At 45.4% G+C, this 23,850-nt stretch carries 19 protein-coding genes; 6 read left to right on the top strand and 13 right to left on the bottom strand.

Annotation, left to right across the window (positions count from 1 at the left end):
• Positions 1 to 38 precede the first annotated feature (38 nt).
• The 13 genes from BWI44_RS04255 to dxs form a co-directional block, all read right to left on the bottom strand.
• The gene (locus BWI44_RS04255) at positions 39 to 1,517 is read right to left on the bottom strand and encodes a complex I subunit 4 family protein (protein WP_138292699.1); all 1,479 of its coding nucleotides are present in this window, start codon (positions 1,515 to 1,517) and stop codon (positions 39 to 41) included.
• 55 nt (positions 1,518 to 1,572) lie between these two features.
• The gene (gene nuoL, locus BWI44_RS04250; protein ID WP_138292698.1) at positions 1,573 to 3,504 is read right to left on the bottom strand and encodes an NADH-quinone oxidoreductase subunit L; all 1,932 of its coding nucleotides are present in this window, start codon (positions 3,502 to 3,504) and stop codon (positions 1,573 to 1,575) included.
• A 93-nt stretch (positions 3,505 to 3,597) separates the two neighbouring features.
• Positions 3,598 to 3,906 carry an NADH-quinone oxidoreductase subunit NuoK gene (gene nuoK, locus BWI44_RS04245; RefSeq protein WP_007666971.1) on the bottom strand — a complete coding sequence of 103 codons (309 nt, stop codon included), beginning with the start codon at positions 3,904 to 3,906 and terminating at the stop codon, positions 3,598 to 3,600.
• Between the two features lie 12 nt (positions 3,907 to 3,918).
• Positions 3,919 to 4,434: an NADH-quinone oxidoreductase subunit J family protein gene (locus BWI44_RS04240; protein ID WP_138292697.1), complete on the bottom strand. Its 516-nt coding sequence runs from the start codon at positions 4,432 to 4,434 to the stop codon at positions 3,919 to 3,921.
• A gap of 30 nt (positions 4,435 to 4,464) precedes the next feature.
• A complete protein-coding gene (locus BWI44_RS04235; protein ID WP_138292696.1) occupies positions 4,465 to 4,977 on the bottom strand; it encodes a 4Fe-4S binding protein in 513 nt (170 codons plus the stop codon).
• Positions 4,978 to 5,032: 55 nt separating this feature from the next.
• Positions 5,033 to 6,109 (bottom strand): NADH-quinone oxidoreductase subunit NuoH, encoded by a 1,077-nt coding sequence (nuoH, locus tag BWI44_RS04230; protein ID WP_007666963.1) that lies wholly within the window; start codon positions 6,107 to 6,109, stop codon positions 5,033 to 5,035.
• A gap of 93 nt (positions 6,110 to 6,202) precedes the next feature.
• Positions 6,203 to 7,795 carry an NADH-quinone oxidoreductase subunit D gene (locus BWI44_RS04225; protein WP_286811993.1) on the bottom strand — a complete coding sequence of 531 codons (1,593 nt, stop codon included), beginning with the start codon at positions 7,793 to 7,795 and terminating at the stop codon, positions 6,203 to 6,205.
• A 7-nt stretch (positions 7,796 to 7,802) separates the two neighbouring features.
• On the bottom strand, positions 7,803 to 8,402 hold the full coding sequence (locus BWI44_RS04220; protein WP_044532517.1) for an NADH-quinone oxidoreductase subunit B: 600 nt from the start codon (positions 8,400 to 8,402) through the stop codon (positions 7,803 to 7,805).
• Positions 8,393 to 8,743: an NADH-quinone oxidoreductase subunit A gene (locus BWI44_RS04215; protein WP_007666958.1), complete on the bottom strand. Its 351-nt coding sequence runs from the start codon at positions 8,741 to 8,743 to the stop codon at positions 8,393 to 8,395. The genes BWI44_RS04220 and BWI44_RS04215 overlap by 10 nt, the downstream gene beginning before the upstream one ends.
• A 112-nt stretch (positions 8,744 to 8,855) precedes the next feature.
• Positions 8,856 to 9,239 (bottom strand): hypothetical protein, encoded by a 384-nt coding sequence (locus tag BWI44_RS04210; protein WP_044532516.1) that lies wholly within the window; start codon positions 9,237 to 9,239, stop codon positions 8,856 to 8,858.
• Between the two features lie 103 nt (positions 9,240 to 9,342).
• On the bottom strand, positions 9,343 to 10,794 hold the full coding sequence (locus BWI44_RS04205) for a TrkH family potassium uptake protein (protein WP_044532515.1): 1,452 nt from the start codon (positions 10,792 to 10,794) through the stop codon (positions 9,343 to 9,345).
• Between the two features lie 91 nt (positions 10,795 to 10,885).
• Positions 10,886 to 12,226 (bottom strand): Trk system potassium transporter TrkA, encoded by a 1,341-nt coding sequence (gene trkA, locus BWI44_RS04200; RefSeq protein WP_007666955.1) that lies wholly within the window; start codon positions 12,224 to 12,226, stop codon positions 10,886 to 10,888.
• Complete coding sequence (gene dxs, locus BWI44_RS04195) at positions 12,223 to 14,127, bottom strand: 1-deoxy-D-xylulose-5-phosphate synthase (RefSeq protein WP_278705141.1); 1,905 nt, start codon at positions 14,125 to 14,127, stop codon at positions 12,223 to 12,225. Before dxs ends, trkA begins: the two co-directional genes overlap by 4 nt.
• A 656-nt stretch (positions 14,128 to 14,783) precedes the next feature.
• Between dxs and BWI44_RS04190 the strand changes: the two genes are divergently transcribed.
• From BWI44_RS04190 to BWI44_RS04165, 6 genes are all read left to right on the top strand, one after another.
• Positions 14,784 to 15,506 carry a helix-turn-helix domain-containing protein gene (locus BWI44_RS04190; protein ID WP_115502665.1) on the top strand — a complete coding sequence of 241 codons (723 nt, stop codon included), beginning with the start codon at positions 14,784 to 14,786 and terminating at the stop codon, positions 15,504 to 15,506.
• 20 nt (positions 15,507 to 15,526) lie between these two features.
• The gene (locus tag BWI44_RS04185) at positions 15,527 to 16,516 is read left to right on the top strand and encodes a GSCFA domain-containing protein (protein WP_115502664.1); all 990 of its coding nucleotides are present in this window, start codon (positions 15,527 to 15,529) and stop codon (positions 16,514 to 16,516) included.
• On the top strand, positions 16,492 to 19,029 hold the full coding sequence (locus BWI44_RS04180) for a bifunctional UDP-N-acetylmuramoyl-tripeptide:D-alanyl-D-alanine ligase/alanine racemase (protein WP_286811981.1): 2,538 nt from the start codon (positions 16,492 to 16,494) through the stop codon (positions 19,027 to 19,029). Before BWI44_RS04185 ends, BWI44_RS04180 begins: the two co-directional genes overlap by 25 nt.
• Before the next feature lie 100 nt (positions 19,030 to 19,129).
• Entirely contained in the window at positions 19,130 to 19,345 is a 216-nt protein-coding gene (locus BWI44_RS04175; RefSeq protein WP_021968070.1) for a Sec-independent protein translocase subunit TatA/TatB, read from the top strand.
• A gap of 91 nt (positions 19,346 to 19,436) precedes the next feature.
• Complete coding sequence (tatC, locus tag BWI44_RS04170) at positions 19,437 to 20,258, top strand: twin-arginine translocase subunit TatC (protein WP_007666927.1); 822 nt, start codon at positions 19,437 to 19,439, stop codon at positions 20,256 to 20,258.
• A complete protein-coding gene (locus BWI44_RS04165; protein WP_286811973.1) occupies positions 20,258 to 23,650 on the top strand; it encodes a DEAD/DEAH box helicase in 3,393 nt (1,130 codons plus the stop codon). Before tatC ends, BWI44_RS04165 begins: the two co-directional genes overlap by 1 nt.
• Positions 23,651 to 23,850 lie beyond the last annotated feature (200 nt).

Raw genomic sequence — 23,850 nt, 5'->3', positions numbered from 1 at the left:
CGTGCGGTAATTCTTCATTATTCATTATTAGTTCTTCATTAAAATGCGCTGACTACCGGTAGCACACTGTCTCCAATCATATTGCTGATCCATAACGGAGCAAGACCGAGACCTGCAACGCAAACGATGAGTATGATAACGGCGGTGCGTTCATCCCAGGTAGCGTCGGTTAATGTCAGGTGATGCTTGTTAGTACAAGTGCCATAGAGAATCTTGCCAACGAGCCTAAGGATATAGACTGCAGTGATTACGATACTGGTGCAGGCAATAATCGTCCATGTACGGTGGAAGACATCCACATGCTGGAATGCACCATTGAAGATGGTCATTTCGGCAACGAAACCGCTGAGTCCCGGAAGTCCGAGGTTAGCAAGTCCGGCAATTACATAGCAGACAGCCAGGAAAGGCATAATCTTCATCAAACCGGAGAGCTCGCGTACGTCACGGGTATGAGTGCGGCCGTATATCATACCGATAAGGGCAAAGAACAGGGCAGTCATCAATCCGTGGCTGAGCATTTGCAGGACAGCACCGGTACAAGCAGTCTGGTTCATCATCAGGATAGCGAAGAGTACGAGACCGCAGTGAGACACGGAAGAATATGCGTTGATATACTTCAAATCGGTCTGTACACAAGCAGAGAAAGCACCGTAAACTACAGATATACCAGTCAGGATCAGGAAGATCCAGCCAAGTTCCTGGGCAGCTTCAGGCATCAGATACATGGCGATACGGAAGCAACCATAACCTCCAAGTTTCATCAACACACCTGCATGGAGCATACTTACAGCCGTAGGCGCAGAGGCGTGACCGTCGGGGCTCCATGTATGGAACGGGAATAATGCACCGAGTACACCGAAACCGAGGAAGGTGAGCGGGAACCAGATGCGTTGTTGTTCAATTGGAATATTGTGCAGTTGTGCAATCTCCAGCAAGTTCATACTGGTGGCACCGGAACCGAAGTAGATCCCCAGGATACCAATCAGCAAGAATGCAGAACCACCCATTAACATCAATGTCAGTTTCATGGCAGAGTATTCCTTTCGTCCACTGCCCCATACACCGATGAGCAGGTACATAGGAATGAGCGCTACCTCATAGAACATGAACATGGTGAACAAGTCTGTAGAAATGAAGAAGCCGAACACACCCAGGGAAAGCAGGGTGAACCAGAGGAAATACTCTTTTGTCAGCGGTTGCAGACGCCAGGAGGCGAAAGTACCGGTGAAGACAATGATGGCAGAAAGCAGCAACATGGCTACTGAAATGCCGTCTACTCCCACGGAGTAATGTATATTGAGTGCCGGATACCAAGGTACATCTGCACGGAACAGCATTTCGGCAGTGTCTCCGGCGGCACGGGCTTGCAGGTAAGCAATGGTCAGGCTTACGGCAGCCAGCACCAATGCTGATGCACCTACGACCATCACCGTGCGTATCTGCTTGATGTTACGACTTAGCCAGAGACCAAGCAACATCAACAGAGGGATGAGAACAAAAATACTTAATATGTTCATCTTTATATTACGTTTTACTATTTACTATTTACGAATTACGATTAACATTTCTCTACTATAGCAGCAATAGCAATATCAGCGCCAGCGTGCCCAACAGGAATACGTAAGTGTATTGCTGGATCTGTCCGCTTTGCAAACCGCGTATCTCATCACTGGTGGCATTGGCACTCCAGGCAAGGAAGTTGAAGAAGCCATCTATTACATGGCGATCGAACCAAGCAATGGGACGGGAGATGCAACCGAAAATAATCTTGTGAGTGATAAACTGATATACTTCATCGATATAGAATCGGTGATAAGCGGCTGTCCATAATCCGCGGAAGCGGCGGGCAAGAGCATTGGCAACGGGTTGTTTGGCCCGTGCATACATAGCTGTAGCAATCGCAATGGAGATAACAGCTATGGCGATGCTGGTGCCTGCTACTGTCCAATCGAGATGTATTTCGTAAGCTGTACCGTTGGAGCTGATGAACTTACCGAAGGGGATGAAACCTGCCACAATGGTTACAACAGCAAGGAACATCAACGGAATAGTCATAGCCAGCGGGCTTTCGTGAGGGTGAGGCACCCCAGCCAAGTTTCCATGCGGCGTGTGGCTTTCATCGCTCGGCGACTCTTGCCGGGGCGCTACGCCCCCCCAGAAGATACCATAGTAGAGGCGGAACATATAGAATGCCGTCATAGCAGCAATTGCTGTCATAATCCAACCCATAGCAGGACTGAACTGGAAGCATGCAGTCAGTATTTCGTCTTTAGAGAAGAATCCGGAGAACGGAGGGATACCTGCGATGGCAAGACATGCAATTAGGAATGTGATATGTGTTACAGGCATATATTTGCGTAACCCACCCATAGCAGACATTTCATTGCTGTGTACTGCATGGATGATGCTACCTGCACCGAGGAAGAGCAATGCCTTGAACATGGCGTGTGTAAACAGATGGAACATTCCTGCCATGTAACCCAGGCCACCGTGATGTGGATCGGCAGAAGTACAAACTCCCAGTGCCACCATCATAAAACCAATTTGTGAAATAGTAGAGAATGCTAATACACGCTTGATATCACTCTGCACACAAGCTACCGAAGCGGCGTAGAATGCAGTGAATGCTCCGACGTAAGCTACCAGGTGCAGCACATCCGGTGCATAACCGATGAACAACGGGAACATTCGTGCCACAAGATAAACTCCGGCTACTACCATCGTTGCTGCATGGATCAATGCACTGACAGGTGTCGGGCCTTCCATAGCATCCGGCAGCCAGATATGCAATGGGAACATTGCACTCTTACCGGCGCCACCGATAAACATAAGTCCCAGTGCCAGAGGTATCATTGTTGCACCGCCTTTCAGTAATGCCATTTCACTGGGCTGGAAAGTATAGGTTCCGGCATAATAACCGTAAACGAGGATACCGATCAGGAAACCCAGGTCGGCAAAACGGGTGACAATAAACGCCTTTTTGCTTGCAGCAACAGCAGATGGCTTCGTATAATAGAAACCGATAAGCAGATAAGACGAAACACCCACCAACTCCCAGAACAGATACATCTGGAAGATATTGGTAGCCACTACCAAGCCCAGCATGGACATGGTGAAGAGGCTGAGGAATGCATAATAACGTTGGAATCCACGTTCACCTTTCATGTAGCCGAAAGAGTAGACATGTACCATCAGCGATACGGTAGAGATAACGATGAGCATCATTACTGAAATAGGATCGAGCAGGATACCCAAGTCGATACTCAGCGTTGGGGTGAAAGGCAGCCACGTCACATTATAAGGCATAAGTGTGGCGAAGGTACCATCCGCCAGACGTGGAGCGGAGAAATATTGCCAGGCAGTGGCATAACTCAGTAGGGCTACCACAGCCAATACCGTGGTACCGATGATGCCTGCCGTCCGGTGCGTCATCCATTTGCCGCCAATCCCCAACGTGAGGAAGGAGAGCAAGGGGAGGAGCAGGATTAGAATTGTATATTCCATATTTATCTAATTATTAGGTTTTAGATATTAAATATTAATTCTATGCAGCATCACAGCGCAGCTAATTAATACCTAATATTTAATATTTAATTGTTACCACTTCATTTCGTCCAGCTTGCCGACCTGGATGCTTCGTATATTACGATAGATATTGATCATAATCGCGATAGCTACTGCCGTTTCGGCTGCCGAGATGGCAATGGAGAACAGGGCAAAGAAATACCCTTCCAGTCCGTCGGGGAATAGGAAACGGTTGAATACTGCGAAGTTGATATCCGTAGCGTTCAGTATCAACTCGATGCTGATAAGTATGGCCAGTGTGTTGCGGCGGGTGAAGAACCCGTAGATACCGGCGAAAAACATGATAGCTGAAACTATCAGATAATATTCCATGTGTATCATAATCAATTGTTTTTATCGTTTACGTGCAATTACTAGGCCACCTACGATACATGCCAGCAACAAGATGCTGACTGCCTCGAAAGGAAGCAGATAACCATATTTGTCACTGTTCAACATAGAATGGCCGATAGTCTTGATGTTGATTTCCAACGGTGCAAGATCCGTGGTTACTATAAACTTATGTTTCAGTGTGATGAACAATACGATGATGGCGCCACCTACGGTTGCGCCCAGACCGGCCATCAGTTTGCTACGTTTTAATTTGTCGATAGTACGGTCTCCTTCACCACTGGTTAGCAGGATGGAGAAGACATAGAGCACTACAATACCACCGGCATAAACCATGATTTGTACTGATCCCAGGAAGGTGTAACCTAGCAGGAAGTAGATACCTGCCGTGCCGAAAAGCGTAAACAGCAGATACGTTGCCGAGCGTACCATGCGGCGTGTGGTCACTGTAAGAATAGAACAAACGGTGATGAACACTGCCAGAAAGTAGAATACTACGGTTTCAAGGGTTATTTCCATATTCTTGAATTCAAATTACTTAGTTTCAAATTACTTTGTTGCTTCACTTTGGGGAGCAGCGGGTTTCTTTTTCTCTTCTACGCGACTGCCCGGATGGTTAAGCGTCTTCACCAGCTTTGTACGGTCGAATACTGCATGTTCAAAGTCGGTAGCAAACGTAATTGCACCGTGCGGACAAGCTGTAACGCAAAGTTGGCAAAACATGCATGAACCGAGATCGTATTCATACTTCGCCAAAATCTTCTTTTTCTTGCCGTCCTCAGTCTCTATCATTTCACTGGTTACTTTGATAGTGTCGTTAGGGCATGCTATCTGACATAGTCCACATGCTATACAGTGATGTTCGTTCCGCTCATTGTGGGGCATGGTCAGCGTTCCGCGGAAACGGTCGAACATTTCCAGGGTCGCACGGTTTTCCGGATATTGTTCCGTTACTTTTCGGCGGCAAAAAACAGTCATGGTAGTTTTCATACCTGTCAGCAAAGAACCGATGCCATGCATCAATCCGCCTAAATAACTGTATGTTTCGTTCTTATCTTTCATTATCTCTTTATATTTAATTTACCCAAAGGGAAACTTTGCTCCGACGCTACGCCGGCTAGAAGTGCAGTTTAAATACAACAATCAGTACCATGATGATCAGGTTCAGCATTGAAATCGGTACCAGGTACTTCCATTCCAGTGCCAATATCTGGTCGATACGCAAGCGGGGAAATGTCCACTTAATCCACATCAGCAGGAATACTACAAAGAAAGCTTTACCAAAGAACCAGATGAAGCCCGGAATATAATCCATTATAGCATTGAAGCCGTCCAGTCCTACGATATGGAATGGCATCCAGCCGCCCAGGAAGATGGTGGCAGCTACGCTGGCTACAATAAACAGGTTCAGATATTCGGCCAGGTAGAAGAAACCGAAGTGCATACCGCTATATTCGGTGTGGTATCCTGCTGTCAATTCACTTTCTGCTTCCGGTAAGTCGAACGGACCGCGGTTACATTCTGCGTTTCCAGCTATCAGATAGATAACGAATGCAATTACTGCAGGGATGTGTCCCTTGAAGATGAACCATCCATCTGCTTGGCCTTCTACAATTTCAGAGAACTGCATGGTTCCCATCAGTACTACCATGGTCAGTATGCTTAGTCCCACAGACAACTCATACGAGATAATCTGTGCACCGCTTCGCATGGCACCGATGAGTGAGAACTTATTGTTCGAACCCCATCCTGCCAATAGAATACCTAATACGCCTATACTGGAAGCAGCCAGCAGGAAGAATACACCTACATTGAAGTTCAGTACTTCCATACCTTTATTAATAGGCAGGCATGCGAAGGTCAGGAACGAAGCAATGATCACCATGAACGGTGCCAGATTATAGAGAAAGCGGTCGGCATCCTTGGGGGTGAATATCTCTTTGGTCAGCATCTTCAATACGTCACAAATGACTTGAATGCTACCCCATTTACCCACACGGTTCGGACCGAGGCGGCATTGGAAGAAAGCGCATATCTTGCGCTCCATATAAATAAGAATGATGGCGAGCACGGCATACATCAGGATGATGCACACGCCTATCACTACACATTCGAGGAATATTGCCAGACCTTCCGGCATGACGGAAGTCAGCGTCTGGTGTATCCAGTTGGTTACTATACTAAAGTCAAACATATTATGAATGTTATAAGGTTGTAAGGTGATAAGGTGACAGGGGAATGCAACTTTGCGTAATCACTCTATTACTTTATCACTCTATCGCTTTAATTACCTGTCAATATCCGGCACTACGTAATCCAGTGTTCCCCCGATAGCTATCAGGTCGGCAATCTTCGATCCGCGGCAGATGGTGTCTACGGTACTTACCAATGGTAATCCTGTTGAACGGAAATGCAAGCGGTACGGAGTTTTGTCACCATGGCTCTCCAGAAAGACACCAAACTCACCACGGCTTCCCTCTACAGCAGCATAATACTGTCCTTCCGGTACGCGGATAATAGGTTTCATCTTTTCCTGATACGGACCTTCGGGAATGTTGTCGATGAGTTGCTCAAGGATATTCATACTTTCCATGATTTCATCCATACGAACCATGTAGCGTGCCCAGGAGTCTCCTTCGGTATAGACGATTTCTTTGAAATCTACTTTGTCGTATACTCCATAAGGTTGGCGCTTGCGCACATCACAAGCCCAGCCGCTGGCACGTCCTGTGCCGCCTGTGGCTCCGAAGGCGATAGCATCTTCACGGCTCAGCACTCCTACGCCTTTCAGACGTTGTTGTGCGATAATGTTGCCGGTGAATACCTGGTGATATTCGTGGATGATTCCACGCAGATAGGGGATAAACTCTTTCACCCGCTTCTGGAAGTTAGGATGCAGGTCAGCCTGTACGCCACCGATGGTGTTGTAGTTCATGATGAGGCGTCCACCACAAGTTTCCTCAAAGATGTCGAGTATTTTTTCACGATCACGGAAGCCGTAGAAGAAAGCGGTAAGGGCACCGAGGTCCATTGCCAGACAAGAATAGAACAACAAGTGAGAGTCGATACGTTGTAATTCATCCATAATGGTGCGGATGTACTTCACACGGTCACTCACTTCTATACCCATTGCCTGTTCAATACACATACACAGGGCATGGCGATTCTGGTGTGCGCCCAGATAATCCAAGCGGTCGGTCAATGCCAAGGTTTGAGGATAAGTAAGGCTTTCGCACATCTTTTCAATACCCCGGTGGATGTAACCACAGTTAGCATCTATCTTATCGATCGTTTCACCTTCCAGTGATACACGGAAACGCATTACGCCATGTGTAGCTGGGTGTTGGGGGCCGATGTTCACAACGTATTCCTCGTCACCAAAGAGCACCAGCTCTTTATTTCTTACGGTACCATCCGGGTTCAGTTTCAACTCGATAGTGGTATCGATAGTTTCTTCATTGTCCATGCGCAATGGGTTGTCCTTTTCCGGATCGTTATCTTTACGCATCGGGTAACCTACCCAGTCATTACGCAGGTAGAGACGACGCATATCAGGGTGTCCTATGAAGACAATGCCATAGAAGTCATATACTTCACGTTCATTGAAGTCCGCTGCTTTCCAAATGTCGCTGACACTGGGTAATTCAGGATTCTTACGGTCCAAGGTAGCAGTACGTACTGCTGCTTGCTTACCGGTAGCGGTGGATTCCAGCAGGTAGACAACACCCAGTCCGCGTGGAGCATCCGGTGCATCTCCATCGGCGGGTTCTCCCCAGTCCATACCGCTAAGGCACTTTAGGAAGTCCATCTGCTCTTCGCGGTACAGACGGAACATTTCAGCATGTAAGTCCGCAGGTTTTATAAATCGTATATTATCCATATTCTGATTATTTTTCTGTCTCCTCTTTCGGTTTGGGCTCTTTTCTGTTTACTCCACCGAAGAATTTTTCAATTTTCACTTTGCGTTGCAATTGCATCATACCATAGTAGAATGCTTCCGGGCGGGGAGGGCATCCGGGAATGTACACATCCACCGGTAGAATTTTATCTACCCCATTGACTACGTGGTATGACTTCTTAAACGGTCCCCCACTAACAGCACATCCACCTACAGCAACCACATATTTAGGATCCGGCATCTGGTCGTACAAGCGTTTTAGTACAGGCGCCATCTTATTGGTAATGGTTCCGCATACCATAATCATATCTGCCTGTCGAGGACTGGCACGGGCTACTTCAAATCCGAAACGCGCCATGTCATAGCGCGCGGCACCCAGTGCCATGAACTCGATACCGCAACAACTTGTTGCAAACGTAAGCGGCCACAGCGAATTGCTGCGTCCCCAGTTGATGAAATCGTCCAATACTCCGAGAGCGACGTTTGCGCCTCCGGCATTAAGTTCGCGAACGAGTTTCTCCAACGTTTCATTATCCGTAAATTCTCCATACGGAATAGATTTTATTTTGGGTTTTTTCTTTATTTCCATTCCAATGCTCCTTTCCGCCATGCATAGGCAAGTCCCAATACAAGGATTAGTAAGAAAAATAAGATACTGAGTAACCCTGCTATTCCCAGGTCACGGGCAATAACTGCCCATGGGAACAGGAATACTGTTTCCACATCAAACATCAGGAACAGGATGGCAAACAGATAGTAACCTACCCGGAATTGCATCCATGATTTACCACGGGTAGGGATACCGCACTCGTACGCTTCCATCTTCTGTGGATTGTACGAACGGGGTGATATCGCTTTTGACAATGCGATAACAATACCCACGAAAGCAATTGCCGTCAGCAAGACGACTACTAACAAAGTAAAGTTCATAAATCTAATTAACTTTTAGATGTATATAATAGGATAGTTGGTCGAAATAAGTAATACCTCTGAATTACCTTCGACTGACTTTGGCAAGCGATAGAGCCTACCTGACTTTTTATCAAATGATTATCTTTCTCAGCCCGAATACATAGTAAGAAAGCGGGTCGGGTACAGGGTAGAAAGAAGTATGTAACAGCGAATCACCGACCGAAGAATCGGACAGCCAACACATTCGAAAATAACTCAGCAACAGCAAGACACTTTTGTTACCGGGTACTTGCGTACTGTCCACATTGTCCATATATAAAGGTATAGACGAGAAGTGGTCATATAATATGCTACGGATATCTTGTTTGTGGGCAGTAGTAGGAGCCTGGGATAGGATGCAGCGTTCTTCATCATTGCGTATGAAAGTGCATGATATACCTGCCGCCTGTGCGGCGCCGTCGTATAATAATACGCCGAGCAGGACTATCATGAAGTATTTTATGCACTGTCTCATACAACTACTTTTTTCATTCGGCTGCAAATGTATAACAAATATTGGCTATTTTGTTATATAGAGATGGCAAAGTACTTTGTTTTTAGCACTTTTTTGCCTTATATCAACTTCTTCTCCAGAATTCCGGGGTAAAAAGCAGCAATACGGTGAATAATTCCAGACGCCCCAGAAGCATGAGGAAAGATAATAACCATTTTGCTACATCAGGCAATGCATTCCATGAGAAGGCAGGACCTGTCTCACCCAATCCGGGACCCATATTACCGATACTGGAAACTACGCACCCCACAGATTCTACAAAACCGATACCCAGTCCCATCATAATCAGTACACTGATGATAATGATAACTGCATATATAAAACAGAATGCCAGTACGGTAGATTGTACGGAAGGTGAAATAACCTGTTTGTTAATCCTGACCGGTAACACTGCATTCGGATGGAGAATATGTTTGAATTCATTACGCGCTACTTTGCCGAGAATAACCATGCGGATACATTTGAGACCACCTGTCGTGCTTCCTGCACAGGCGCCCATCAGCATAACAATGGTTAGTAATCCCCATGTTACAGCGGGCCATAACATGTAGTCATCTGTAGCAAAACCGGTAGAGGTGTGCAGCGAGATAACCTGGAACAGTGATTTACGGAAGGCATCTTCCATTCCCATGGGCTTGGAATAGAAGAGTATGACAGCGATTAAGCCGGTGAACAGTATTACCGACCAGAAATACCATTTCAACTCAGCATCATGAATAACTTTCTTGAATTTCCGGTTGACGAAAAATAACAATAACGTAAAGTTGATGCCGGATATAAACATGAAGATGGATATTACATATTCAATATAGGGAGACTGATAATAAGCCACACTGGCTTGTTTGGTGGAGAAACCACCTGTGCCGGTAGTGGCAAATGCGTGGCAAACACTGTCGAACCAATCCATTCCGCCCAGCATCAGTAAGGCGACAAGAATACACGTGATGCCTGCATAGATACTCCAAATCCATTTGGCGGTAATGCCTATACGTGGATGTACTTTATCGTGTGTCGGTCCGCTGGCTTCGGCTGCAAAGACCTGCAAACCACTGACACCGAATATCGGAAGGATGGCAATGGTAAACATGATAATTCCCAAACCGCCTATCCACTGGGTCATACTGCGCCAGAAGAGAAGTCCATGGGGCAGTGATTCTATGTCATCCAATATGGTGGCGCCCGTACTGCTGAAGCCGGACATTGTTTCAAAGAAAGCGTTGGTGATGCTCGGTATATATCCGCTGATATAAAATGGCAGCATGCCGAAAAGTGAGAATGCTATCCACGCAAAGCTGACGAGTACATATCCGTCCCTGCGTGTTAGTTGGCGATCTCCTCCCTTGCCCATGGCTGCCAGAAGCAATCCCGCGCCTGCTGTGATACCTGCCGATACCCAGAAATCTACCAATGCTTCGTCCTGATAATAGAACGAAACGCCGGAACAGGCTAACAGCATCACTGTTTCAAGCAACAGGAGAATACCGATAATCCGTATTACTATCTTAAAGTTAATCACGTAATTAAATTATGAATTATGAATTATAGATTATGAATCATGAACGGACTTTGTAGCAAAGCGTGTGGCGCAGCTAATTCATCATTCATAATTAATTAAAGAATTTCTCAATCTTTTTAATCATCATATTCAGGCAGAACACTACTACGTGGTCGCCCGGTATTATCTGGGTATTACCGGTTACTACCACACCTTCACCTTGGCGGATTAATCCACCGATGGTAGCTCCCTTTGGTAAACCGAGGTCTTTAACTTGATGTTTGGTGATTTTAGAATCGGCCTTCACGGTAAATTCTGCAACGTCGGCATTGGCAAAAGTAAGACATTTTACATTGCTGACATCAGCATCCAGCATCATTTGATAAATGTGACTGGCAGTAATCATCTTCTTATTGATCACTGTACCGATATCGAGGCTTTCCGCCATGCCTATATAATCTATATTTTCTACTTCTGCCACTGTTTTGCTGACGCCCATACGTTTGGCTGCAAGGCAGGAGAGAATATTCGTTTCCGAATTGTCCGTCAGTGCTACGAAAGCTTCCGTATTCTTCAGACCTTCTTCAATCAGTAGGTCCATATCACGACCATCACCATTGATAATCATAACTTTATCATCGAGAATCTCCGTCAGACGGTTGCAACGGTTCAGGTCGTTGTCTATGATCTTTACCTGCATATAGTCGGGTACATATTGTGCGGTTCGTACGGCAATGCGGCTTCCACCCATGATCATTACGTTACGTACATCGGCATAATCTTCCTTACCGGCTATCTTGCGTATATAGGGTACATATTTGCGGGTGGTGGTGAAATAAACAATATCATGTAGTTTAATTACATCGTCACCACGCGGAATAAGTGTCTCGTTGCCGCGTTTGATGGCCACTACGTGATAGGGTTTATCCGTCCCGGCAAGTTGGTGCAGGGGGATATCCAGTATTTCCGCTTTTTCACGCATTTTGGTACCGATCAGTATCAAAGACCCGCCACAAAACTCCCACCATTGGCGTACCCAACTCATACGTATGGAAGATACGATTTCTTTTGCTGCAAGCATTTCCGGGTAAATCAATGAATCTACACCCAGTTTCTTGAAGAATTCTTTATTTTTGGGCAGAAGGTATTCGTAATTGTCAATGCGGGCAACGGTCTTTTTCGCACCAAGGTTGGTAGCCAACATACATGCGGTCATGTTACGGCTCTCGTCGGGAGTGACGGCTATAAAGAGATCTGCCTCTTTAGCCCCCACTTCTTTCAAACCTTGAATGGAAGTAGGTGAAGCCGTGACCGTCATTAAGTCAAAGTTAGAACTGAGAGTGCTCAACCTTTCCTCATTGTCGTCCATCAATATGATGTCCTGTTTTTCGCGGGACAACAATTTTGCCAAGTGTGTGCCTACTGCGCCGGCACCGGCAATAATAATTTTCATCGCTCTTTTATTATGCTTTCTAATATCCCTTTTTCATCCATACCACACAAGTGATACAACTCCTGTACTGTTCCATGTTCTATAAATATATCAGGCACACCTATACGTTGTACGTGTGGGGTATATCCATTGTCAGCCATAAATTCCAGAACGGCACTACCCATGCCGCCTTTCCGTATGCCATCTTCAATGGTGATGATGCGGGAAAATGAGTGTCCTATTTCATGCAGCATTTCCTCGTCCAGTGGCTTAAGGAAACGCAGATCATAATGTGCTATTGAAATGTCTTTTTCTTTTTCTGCCTGTTCGATGGCTTTTGCGGCAATATTACCTATCGGACCAAGGGTGAGTATAGCAAGGTCTTTGCCATCCTTTAGTTTGCGTCCCTTGCCTACAGGTATTTCTTCCAATGGGCATTTCCAGTCTATCAGCACACCGCGTCCGCGAGGATAGCGGATGACGAACGGTCCTTTATTCGGCAACTGTGCCGTGTACATGAGGCGACGCAGTTCATGCTCGTTCATGGGTGATGATATCGTTAGATTGGGAATGGGGCGGAAATAAGCTAAGTCGAACACACCGTGGTGCGTTGGGCCGTCTTCGCCTACCAGCCCGGCACGATCCAGACAAAGTACGACGGGTAATTTAAGTATAGCTATGTCGTGAATGACGTTGTCATAGGCACGTTGCATAAATGAGGAATAGATATTACAGAACGGTTGCATTCCCTCTTTTGCCATACCTCCTGAGAAGGTTGCGGCATGTCCTTCAGCAATTCCTACATCAAAGGCACGGTCGGGCATTGCCTTCATCAGCATGTTCATAGAGCATCCTGTAGGCATGGCGGGAGTGACACCGACAATGCGTGGGTTCTGTTCGGCAAGTTCCACAAGGGTTTCACCGAACACATCCTGATAGAGTGGGGGCAGGTTGTGAGTGTCTGCCGTAAAGCGTTCGCCGGTTTCAGGATCAAACTTACCCGGTGCGTGCCAGATACCCGGTGCCTTTTCTGCCGGTTCAAATCCTTTTCCTTTGACCGTATGTAAATGTAGGATTTTCGGTCCTTTCATGTCTTTGATATCCCGCAGGATACGGGCGATATTTTTCACATCATGCCCGTTGATGGGACCGAAATAACGGATATTCATTCCCTCGAAGATGTTCTGTTGTTGGGCAGCCATCGATTTCAGACTATTACCGAAACGAATGAGTGCTTTACGGCGGTCTTCATTGAGAATGCCCACTTTGAATAACATCTTGGATATTCTGAAACGCAGTTGGTTATAGCGGTTCGAGGTTGTCAGGTTGAATAAGTATTGCTTCATACCACCTACACTGCGGTCGATGGCCATATCATTATCATTGAGGATAATGAGAAGATTGTTGGAACTTGCAGAGGCGTTATTCAACCCTTCAAAAGCCAGTCCTCCACTCATGCTGCCGTCGCCTATTACAGCAACCACATGGCGGTCTTTTTCTCCTTTTTCTTCTGCTGCTACGGCCATGCCAAGTGCTGCTGAAATAGAATTAGACGCATGTCCGCAGGTGAAAGTATCATAATCGCTTTCATCGGGAGAAGGGAAAGGACGAATGCCCTTGAATTTCCTGTTTGTGGAGAATGTTTCCCGACGTCCGGTCAGTATCTTATGACCATACGCCTGATGGCCTACGTCCCACACAATACGGTCGTAGGGGGTATTGAACACATAATGCAGGGCGACGGTCAATTCTACCGTCCCCAGACTGGCTGCAAAGTGTCCCGGGTTACACGAAACTTCTTTTATAATGTCCTGCCGCAATTCTTTGCAGACTTCCGGGAGTTGCTCAACACTCAGTTTGCGCAGGTCTTCCGGGTCAGAAATAGAATTTAGCAAGTTATATGATGCTGTCTCTGTCTTCATCTCTGTTCTGAGGATTACAAATTGCAAAATTAGTAAAAGAAAACGGAAGGTCATTTCCTTTTCGGGGAAAAAATGCGAATCCTTGCTTCTTTAACCTTCATACATCTGTATTTTACCTTATATTTTAATAACGGAGAAGAAGGGAAGAAAAGAGTGATAGGGTGATACTTTACCACCTTATCACACTTTGTTCATAATCTGAAAGATATGAATTAACTACAATAGCTAACTCCTTTCTTAGGCATTCCTATGCTTTTTTCCTTCCAATGGTTAGCTTTTTCCATCCGAACGCTTATTCTTTCCACCATGGAGGTTTTTTCTTTCCACCATGGTGGAAAGAAAGTTTCCCCGTGATGGAAAGCAACTTTCTCCATGGTGGAAAGAATAAGTGCCTACTACGATTTTCCTTAACCGTCGCAGAGAAAAGAGATAAAAGTGGTGATGCGGCGGCTTAACTCCCATAATTCTTTGATTGGCGGATGAGTTATCTTTGCTTTTGTTTGTCCCCTTAAAACAATTTGATTACTTTTGTTGCTGCAATGCATTGCTTGGTTTTCGTATAGAAAACAATCAGCCTTAGCTTTAGCATTTTATGAAATGCAGAAGTGTGCATCTACGAACAAGAAATGCATTGGAACTTAATTAGCACAAATCAAATGGAGAAAGAAAAAAATTCCTTATTTAGCGTAGCGGACATAGTGAAGCGCGCCAAGCGTGTACTGAACTTTAAGACTGATGCTGATCTGGCCGCTTACCTGGGCGTTTCGCGTTCCACACTTAGTAACTGGATTGCGCGTAACAGTACTGACTTTCCGTTGCTGCTGAGCAAAATGAAAGACGTAGACTACAACTGGTTATTGCTGGGAAAAGGAAGTCCTGTACATCAGGCAAAATTATGCAATAGTGAGTACGCAAGGGGAGAAGTAGAGATAATCCACAATCCCAAAACGCCCGATCCGGTGGGCGACCGTAGCGTAGCACTTTATGACATCACTGCTGCTGCCAATCTAAAAACACTGCTTGCCAACAAACGTCAATATATAGTAGGTAAGATACAGATTCCCAGCATTCCCTTGTGTGATGGCGCCCTCTATATCAGTGGAGACAGTATGTACCCTATTCTGAAATCAGGAGATATCGTAGGCTTTAAAGAAATCAGTAGCTTTAGCAATGTCATTTATGGTGAGATGTACCTGGTTTCGTTCAATATCGATGGGGACGAATATTTGGCGGTGAAGTATGTGAACCGTTCGGAAATAGACGGTTGCATCAAGTTGGTGAGCTATAATCCGCATCATGAACCGATGGATGTGCCGTTTGCAGCTATCCAGGCAATGGCAATTGTGAAGTTCTCGATCCGGAAGAACATGATGATGTAGAATACTAATTTTCATAATCTATGGATTTCTTTACTCCCGTTGAGTTGCCTTCCGGTTTGCCACCTCTTGTGCAGGCGGATAGCCTCCTGTTGATGGGATCCTGTTTTGCTACCAACATGGGGAGCTTACTCGCGGATGCTAAATTTCATCCGGATATAAATCCTTTTGGTGTTCTCTATAATCCCTTGTCCATTTCGGCTGCCTTGCGTGAGGTGGTGGCAGGCAAGGTATATAAGGAAGAAAATTTGTTTTTCTTCCGTGAATGCTGGCATAGCCCCATGCATCATGGAGATTTTTCTTCACCCTCAATGGAGGAAACTTTGCAGCGCATCAATACCCGCTTGGTGGCGGCACACGAATGCATTCATCACTTGGATTGTCTGATGTTGACTTTTGGTACATCCTGGGTGTACGAACAGAAGACTACAGGGGCTGTTGTTGCAAACTGCCATAAGCAACCGGAATCTGTTTTTATTCGTCGCCGACTCAGTGTGCAGGAGATTGTATCCGACTATACTTCCCTTTTCTCCGGTCTGATTGCCCGGAACCCGAAACTGAAAGTGATTCTTACCGTCAGCCCTATACGACACATACGCGATGGAATGCATGTCAATCAATTGAGCAAAGCCACGCTTTTGCTTGCCATCGATCAATTGCAGGCCTCTTTTCCCGAACATGTCTCTTATTTTCCGGCTTATGAACTCTTGCTTGACGAGCTTCGCGACTATCGTTTTTATGCTGACGATATGGTGCATCCGTCCCCCCAGGCGGTACGCTATGTATGGGAGAAGTTTGTGCAGACTTGCTTCTCGGCAGATGCGTTAGAGATTATGCAGGAAAGTGAAAATATCAATAAAGCGTTATCTCATAAGCCCTTTCATCCGGAGTCAGAGGAGTATAAGCGTTTTTTAGGACAAATTGTGTTAAAAATAGATCGACTTAACCAAAAATACCCGTACTTAGATTTCCAAAACGAGAAAGAAATATGTCATATACGATTGAAACAATAGCCGAACGCATTGGTGCACGACGTGTGGGGGACACGCCGGCAACTATAGACTGGTTACTTACCGATAGCCGTTCCTTGAGTTTCCCCGAAGAAACTTTGTTCTTTGCCTTAACTACCAAACGCAATGATGGTGCCCGCTATATCCCTGATTTATATTCACGTGGCGTCCGTAACTTTGTGGTTAGCAAAGAAACCTACAAAGCAATTGAAAATGGGCAATTGACAATTGACAATTCTATGCAGCGTGATAGCGCGCAGCCCATTGTCAATTGTCAATTGTCAACTGTCAATTTTTTAGTGGTTGCTAATCCGCTGAAAGCTTTGCAGAAACTGGCGGAACAACATCGTGAGCAATTCCAGATTCCGGTGATTGGCATCACAGGCAGTAATGGAAAGACTATTGTGAAAGAGTGGCTTCATCAGTTGCTTAGTCCCGAACGGGTAATTGTCCGTTCGCCTCGCAGTTATAATTCTCAGATCGGGGTGCCTCTGTCTGTCTGGCAGATGAACGAACAGTCTGAGCTTGCTATTTTCGAGGCTGGTATTTCTGAGATGGGAGAAATGCGTGCCTTACAGAATATTATCAAGCCAACCATTGGCATACTGACTAATATTGGTGGTGCTCATCAGGAAAACTTCTTTTCTCTGCAAGAGAAATGCATGGAGAAGCTGACTCTGTTTAAGAACTGCGATGTGGTGATTTATAACGGCGATGATGAGTTTATCAGCAATTGCGTGGCCAAGTCCATGCTCAGTGCCCGTGAAATAGCATGGAGCCGGAAAGATATGGAGCGTCCTCTGTTTATAAGTAAGGTGGAGAAGAAGGAGGATTGTACCGTCATCTCTTACCGTTATCTGGAAATGGATAATACTTTTATGCTGCCTTTTATTGACGATGCTTCTATTGAGAATTCGCTGAACTGCCTGGCTGCCTGTCTTTACCTAATGCTTCCTGCTGAAAAAATTACGGAGCGCATGACGACACTGGAACCGGTGGCTATGCGTTTGGAAGTGAAGGAGGGCAAAAACGGTTGCTTATTGATTAATGATAGTTATAACAGTGATCTCGCTTCATTGGACATTGCGCTTGATTTCCTCTACCGTCGCTCGCAAAGCAATGGGTTGAAGCGTACACTCATTCTTTCTGATATACTGGAAACGGGTCAGAATGCACCGACGCTTTACCGGAAGGTATCGCAGTTGATCAACAGTCGTGGTATTGAGCGCATCATCGGTGTTGGAAATGAGATTGCTTCGTGTGCTGCACGGTTTGATATTGAAAAGGCTTTCTATCCTAATACGGAAGCATTGTTGCGTGCTATTTCCCGTGGTGAGCTACGGTTAGAAAATGAAATTATATTGATAAAAGGTGCCCGTCAGTTTGGCTTTGATGCTTTGACGGAAGAACTGGAGAAGAAGGTTCACGAAACGATTCTTGAAGTGAATCTCGGAGCCATGATAGCCAACCTAAATTATTATCGTAGTAAACTGAAACCGGAAACCAAGATGGTCTGCATGGTGAAAGCGTCTGCGTATGGTGCAGGCTCGTATGAGATTGCCAAGACACTACAGGAACATCATGTCGATTATCTGGCTGTGGCTGTGGCCGATGAGGGTTCCGAACTGCGCAAAGCAGGTATTACGGCGAGCATTATCATTATGAATCCGGAGATGACGGCATTCAAGACTATGTTCGATTATAAGCTGGAGCCGGAAGTGTACAGCTTCCATTTGCTGGATGCACTGATTAAGGAGGCGGAAAAAGAAGGCATCACCAACTTCCCTATTCATATAAAACTGGATACGGGTATGCACCGTCTGGGCTTTGCTCCCGAGGATATGCCACGACTTATAGAACGGTTGAAGAGCCAGAATGCTGTCATTGCACGGTCTGTATTCTCTCACCTTGTAGGCAGTGATGCATCTCAGTTTGATGCATTTACGCGTGGACAGATAGAGATGTTTGAAGCAGCCTCTATGCAGTTGCAAGCAGCATTTCCGCATAAGATACTCCGTCACATCTGCAACTCGGCAGGTATTGAGCGTTTCCCTGGAGCACAGTTCGATATGGTACGTCTGGGCATCGGTTTGTATGGTATCAGTCCGATCGATAATACTATTATAAATAATGTAAGTACACTGAAAACTACCATCCTGCAAATACGGGAGGTGCCCGAAGAAGATACGGTTGGATATAGTCGCAAGGGACATCTGACACGTGATTCGCGTATTGCTGCACTGCCTATCGGATATGCCGACGGACTAAACCGTCACTTAGGCAATGGTCATGCATATTGTCTGGTGAATGGGCAACGTGCACCTTATCTCGGTAATATCTGCATGGATGTCTGTATGATAGACGTTACGGATATTGAATGTAAAGAAGGGGATACCGTAGAGATATTTGGCGATCATCTGCCCATTACGGTGCTTTCCGATGTACTTGAAACCATTCCTTACGAAGTATTGACAAGCGTTTCTACACGGGTGAAGAGGGTTTACTATCAGGACTGATATTCGGTTTTACCCTTATTCTTTTCGTTTTAATCCGTGTAAAAGTGTGTAATCTGTAGTGAAACTATTATATTTGCAACAAATTTAAAAAACTATGAATATGACAAACTTACTTTTATTAGGCTTTCTGCCCAGCGGTTCCGAATGGGTCATTATCGCTTTGCTTATCCTGTTGTTGTTTGGTGGTAAGAAGATACCTGAATTGATGAAGGGATTAGGTAAAGGTGTGAAGAGCTTCAAGGACGGTGTGAATGAGGCGAAAGAAGAAATAAATAAGGCAAAGGAGGATATAGAAGAGCCGGCTTCTAAAAAATAATTAGCTACGGGTTACAAGCTACGAGCTACAAGTACCTGCGCTATCATGCCGAAGGTACTTGTAGTTCGTGGCTTGTAACTATTTCACTAGTATGGCAGATAAAGAACTAACCTTTTGGGATCATTTGGACGAACTGCGTCGGGTACTGTTTCGCGTTCTCGGCGTGTGGTTTGTATTTGCAGTCGGTTATTTTATTGCAATGCCGTGGCTATTTGATAATGTGGTGTTGGCACCCTGCCACAATGATTTCATCTTTTACGACGTGCTGCGATATGTCGGAAAAACATTCAATCTTAACGATGAATTCTTTACGCAGCAGTTTCATGTCAAACTGATCAATATAAATCTGGCGGCTCCGTTCTTTGTTCATATGTCCACCGCATTCTGGATGTCGGTGGTGACGGCTACGCCTTATATCTTTTTCGAAATCTGGAGGTTTATCAGTCCTGCTCTTTACCCTAACGAGCGTCGTGGGGTGAAGAAAGCTTTATGCATTGGTACGGTGATGTTTTTCCTCGGTGTACTGTTGGGGTATTTTATGGTCTATCCATTGACGTTGCGCTTTCTCTCAACCTACGAACTGAGTGCAGCCATCGAGAATCAGATTTCTTTAAATTCTTACATAGATAACTTCATGATGCTGGTGCTCTGTATGGGACTGGCTTTTGAATTGCCGTTGGTGACCTGGTTACTTTCACTTTTAGGATTGGTGCACAAATCTTTCCTGCGTAAATACCGTCGTCATGCACTGGTGATTATTGTGATAGTCGCAGCTATTATTACGCCAACCGGCGACCCTTTCACTCTGACAGTGGTTTCCATTCCGCTTTATCTGCTCTATGAGTTGAGTATCCTGATGATTAAGGATAAGAAAACTGACACGGACGAGGCGGATGAAGATAAGGAGGAATAATGCAGGAAGAGGTACGGGAATACTATCACTTCTTACTTACTGTCTGCCGGGATGAAAATATTCCATTAACAACGGCTTACCGTCAACTTCGTGAATTTCTGGAACGTCTTTGTCGTACACAGATGCCGGACGGTAGTCTGCAAATGACTGACTTGTCTGCACGTATCAGCTTTGTAGCCTCGAAAGCCGGACTGTCTGTTGTGGAACAAAATCGCTTACATACTTTTCGCCTGACCTCCAATGCTGTTCTGAACCGTTTGGCTGAACCCTCACGGGAGAATCTGTTGAGAGACATCAAGACATTGACTTTCTTTGTGAAGAAGCTTACGGGAGAGGAGATACCGGCGGAACTTTACCGCTTGCTTCCCCGTGCGGATGCTACTTATATCGTTTCTCCACTTGCTAAAGAACGGGTACGCCGGATGCGTGTTTGTTTTCAATATGCCGATGATACGTATTTATATGTATTGCCTGTAGATACCGTTGCTGATGAACCGTTACGGGTGCGATATAATGTACCGCAGGTGAATGAGGAATTTGCAGAAACCTGTCAATTGTTATGGCGCCATGCGCAGGTCAATCTATTGAATGTAGCTGTAGATGAGGCAGGTGTATTGACACCCTCTTTTATTATTTTAGAACCGGATTATCTGTTGGATATCAGTGCTCTGGCAGAGTGTTTTAAAGATTACGGGCATCATCCGGCCAATTATCTGCTGGCACGTTTGCAATCTCCCGATAATACACGTCCTCTTTTGCTCGGTAATATTGCCAATCTGTTCCTGGACGAATGGATCTATGCGAAAGAGGAGCCGGACTATTTATCCTGCATGAAAAAGGCTTTCCGCACTTATTCCATAGAGTTGGCTGCATGTGCCGATTTGCTGGACAAGGAGAAAGAAAAGGAATTCTTTGCCGATTGTAAACGACACTTCGAACATATCCGTCAAACGGTGACTGAAACTTTCCGGACTCCCGGTTATGAATTGGATAAAACAGATGCGGTATTGGAACCTACCTATATATGTGAAGCACTGGGGTTGCAAGGACGTCTGGACTATATGCAGCGCGATATGTCTTCCTTTATAGAAATGAAGTCGGGCAAAGCCGATGAGTACTCTATCCGGGGCAAGGTGGAACCGAAAGAGAATAATAAGGTACAGATGTTATTGTATCAGGCAGTGCTGGAATATTCTATGGGAATGGACCACCGCAGAGTAAAGGCATATTTGCTGTATACACGTTACCCGTTGCTATATCCTGCCCGTCCATCGTGGGCGATGGTACGGCGTGTGATGGATGTTCGCAACCGGATTGTGGCGAATGAATATGGCATGCAATTACGTAACAGTCCTCATTATACAGCGGAATGCCTGAAAGCTATCAATCCAGAGACACTGAATGAGCGTCATCTGAATAACACGTTATGGAAACGCTATCTTTATCCGTCCATCGATGCAGTGGCACAACGTATCCGGATGCTTACTGCATTGGAACAATGTTACTTCTATACACTCTACAATTTTATAACCAAGGAATTGTACACTTCAAAGTCAGGTGATATTGATTATGAAGGGCGTGCAGGAGCTGCTGCTTTGTGGCTTTCCACACTTGAAGAAAAGCGTGAGGCGGGGGAGATACTATATGATCTGACGATCACAGAGAATCATGCGGCAGATATACATAAGGCATATCTTGTATTGGCACGTCCGGTTAATGATTTATCTCTGCAAGTTTTACCGAATTTCCGTGAGGGTGACGCCATTGTCCTCTATCAACGCAATCAAGATACGGACAATGTAACCAATAAGATGGTATTCAAAGGGAATATAGAGCGAATCACCGACCGGGATATCCGTATACGTCTTCGTGCTTCGCAGCAAAATGCTTCTGTGCTTCCTCTGGAGAGTCACTATGCCATAGAGCATGATTATATGGATACTTCTTTCCGCAGCATGTATCTGGGACTTTCCGCTTTCCTTTCCGCTAACAAGGATCGCCGGGACTTATTGCTGTCTCAGCGTGAACCGGAATTTGATACTTCTTTTGATGCCCGTATTGCAGCCGCTTCCAATGATTTTTCCCGCATTACCCTGAAGGCACAAGCAGCCAGGGATTATTTTCTTTTGATAGGTCCTCCGGGCACCGGAAAGACTTCCCGTGCTTTGCGTGGTATGGTAGAAGCTTTCTATCGTGAAGGGAAACAGATATTGTTACTTTCATATACAAATCGTGCAGTGGATGAGATCTGCAAAACCCTTTCTGTAATAACGCCTGAGATTGATTTTATTCGTATCGGAAGTGAGCTCTCTTGCGATCCTCCTTTCCGTTCCCGATTAATAGAGAATGTGCTGGAAGCCTGTTCTACACGTCGTGAAGTACACGCATGCATAGAAGGTTGTCGTGTTTTCGTTGGTACTGTTGCTACCTTCTCATCTAAAACGGATATGTTTCGTCTGAAGACTTTTGATGTGGCTATTGTGGATGAGGCTACCCAGATATTGGAACCACAATTGTTAGGGCTTCTTTGTGCAAGAGATGTGGCTGGCAACAATGCCATCGGTAAGTTTATTCTTATCGGCGATCATAAACAACTGCCTGCCGTTGTTCTTCAATCCGAATCGCAATCTGAAGTGTGTGAAGAATGCCTACAGAGTATCGGTTTGTACAATCTGAAAGATTCTCTGTTCGAACGTCTCTATCGTACAGTCTCCGCCAATCACTCGTCACCAACCACTCAGCGTTTCTACGATATGCTTTGCCGGCAGGGACGTATGAATGTGGAAGTAGCTCAGTTCCCTAATCGTGCTTTTTACGGCGGATTACTGGAAGCTGTCGGTTTGCCGCACCAGCAAGGTAAACTTGTACTTGCTCCGGGGCTGGAGAGTGATGAATTTGCTGATATATTAGTGCATCGGGTAGCTTTTCTTCCCTCGGTGCCGGAGACTCCTTCACAATCAGCGAAGATTAACCATTTCGAAGCACGACTTACAGCGCGGTTGGCCGCTTCCGTTTACCGACAGTATGAAGCAAGCAATTCTGGGTTTAATTCTGCTTTGACTTTAGGCGTTATCACTCCTTATCGTAGCCAGATAGCCCTTATAAAGAGAGAAATAGCTGCTTTGGGTATTCCTGTTTTGAATGATATCCTAGTGGACACCGTAGAACGTTTCCAGGGAAGTGAGAGGGATGTGATTATTTATTCTTTCTGTGTGAACCGTACTTATCAACTGAAATTTCTTGCCAACCTTACGGAAGAAAGAGGAGTATGGATTGACCGGAAACTAAACGTTGCGCTCACCCGTGCCCGCAAGCAGCTATTTATGACAGGGGTGCCTTACTTGTTACGACAAAATCCTATCTACGCCGATCTGCTCGATACGGTTTTATAAAGCTTTACCAATTCCATTTAGTAAATCTTAAATGTTCCTCAATTCTTTATATCTTTTATTAATATCTCTGAATGGAATAAACCCCTATATTTGCCGAACGTTTTTTTCATAGAGATTTAGATTTAAGGTTAGAAGAATTGTGGAAGTCGTGAGACTTCCCTTTTTTTCATCTTAAAGTTTTGCGCTCCTGTATTTCTCGT

The organism is Bacteroides sp. Phil13, from assembly GCF_001940965.1.
GTDB classification, from domain to species: Bacteria; Bacteroidota; Bacteroidia; order Bacteroidales; family Bacteroidaceae; genus Bacteroides; species Bacteroides intestinalis.
This window is presented reverse-complemented; position numbering and strand designations above follow the sequence as displayed.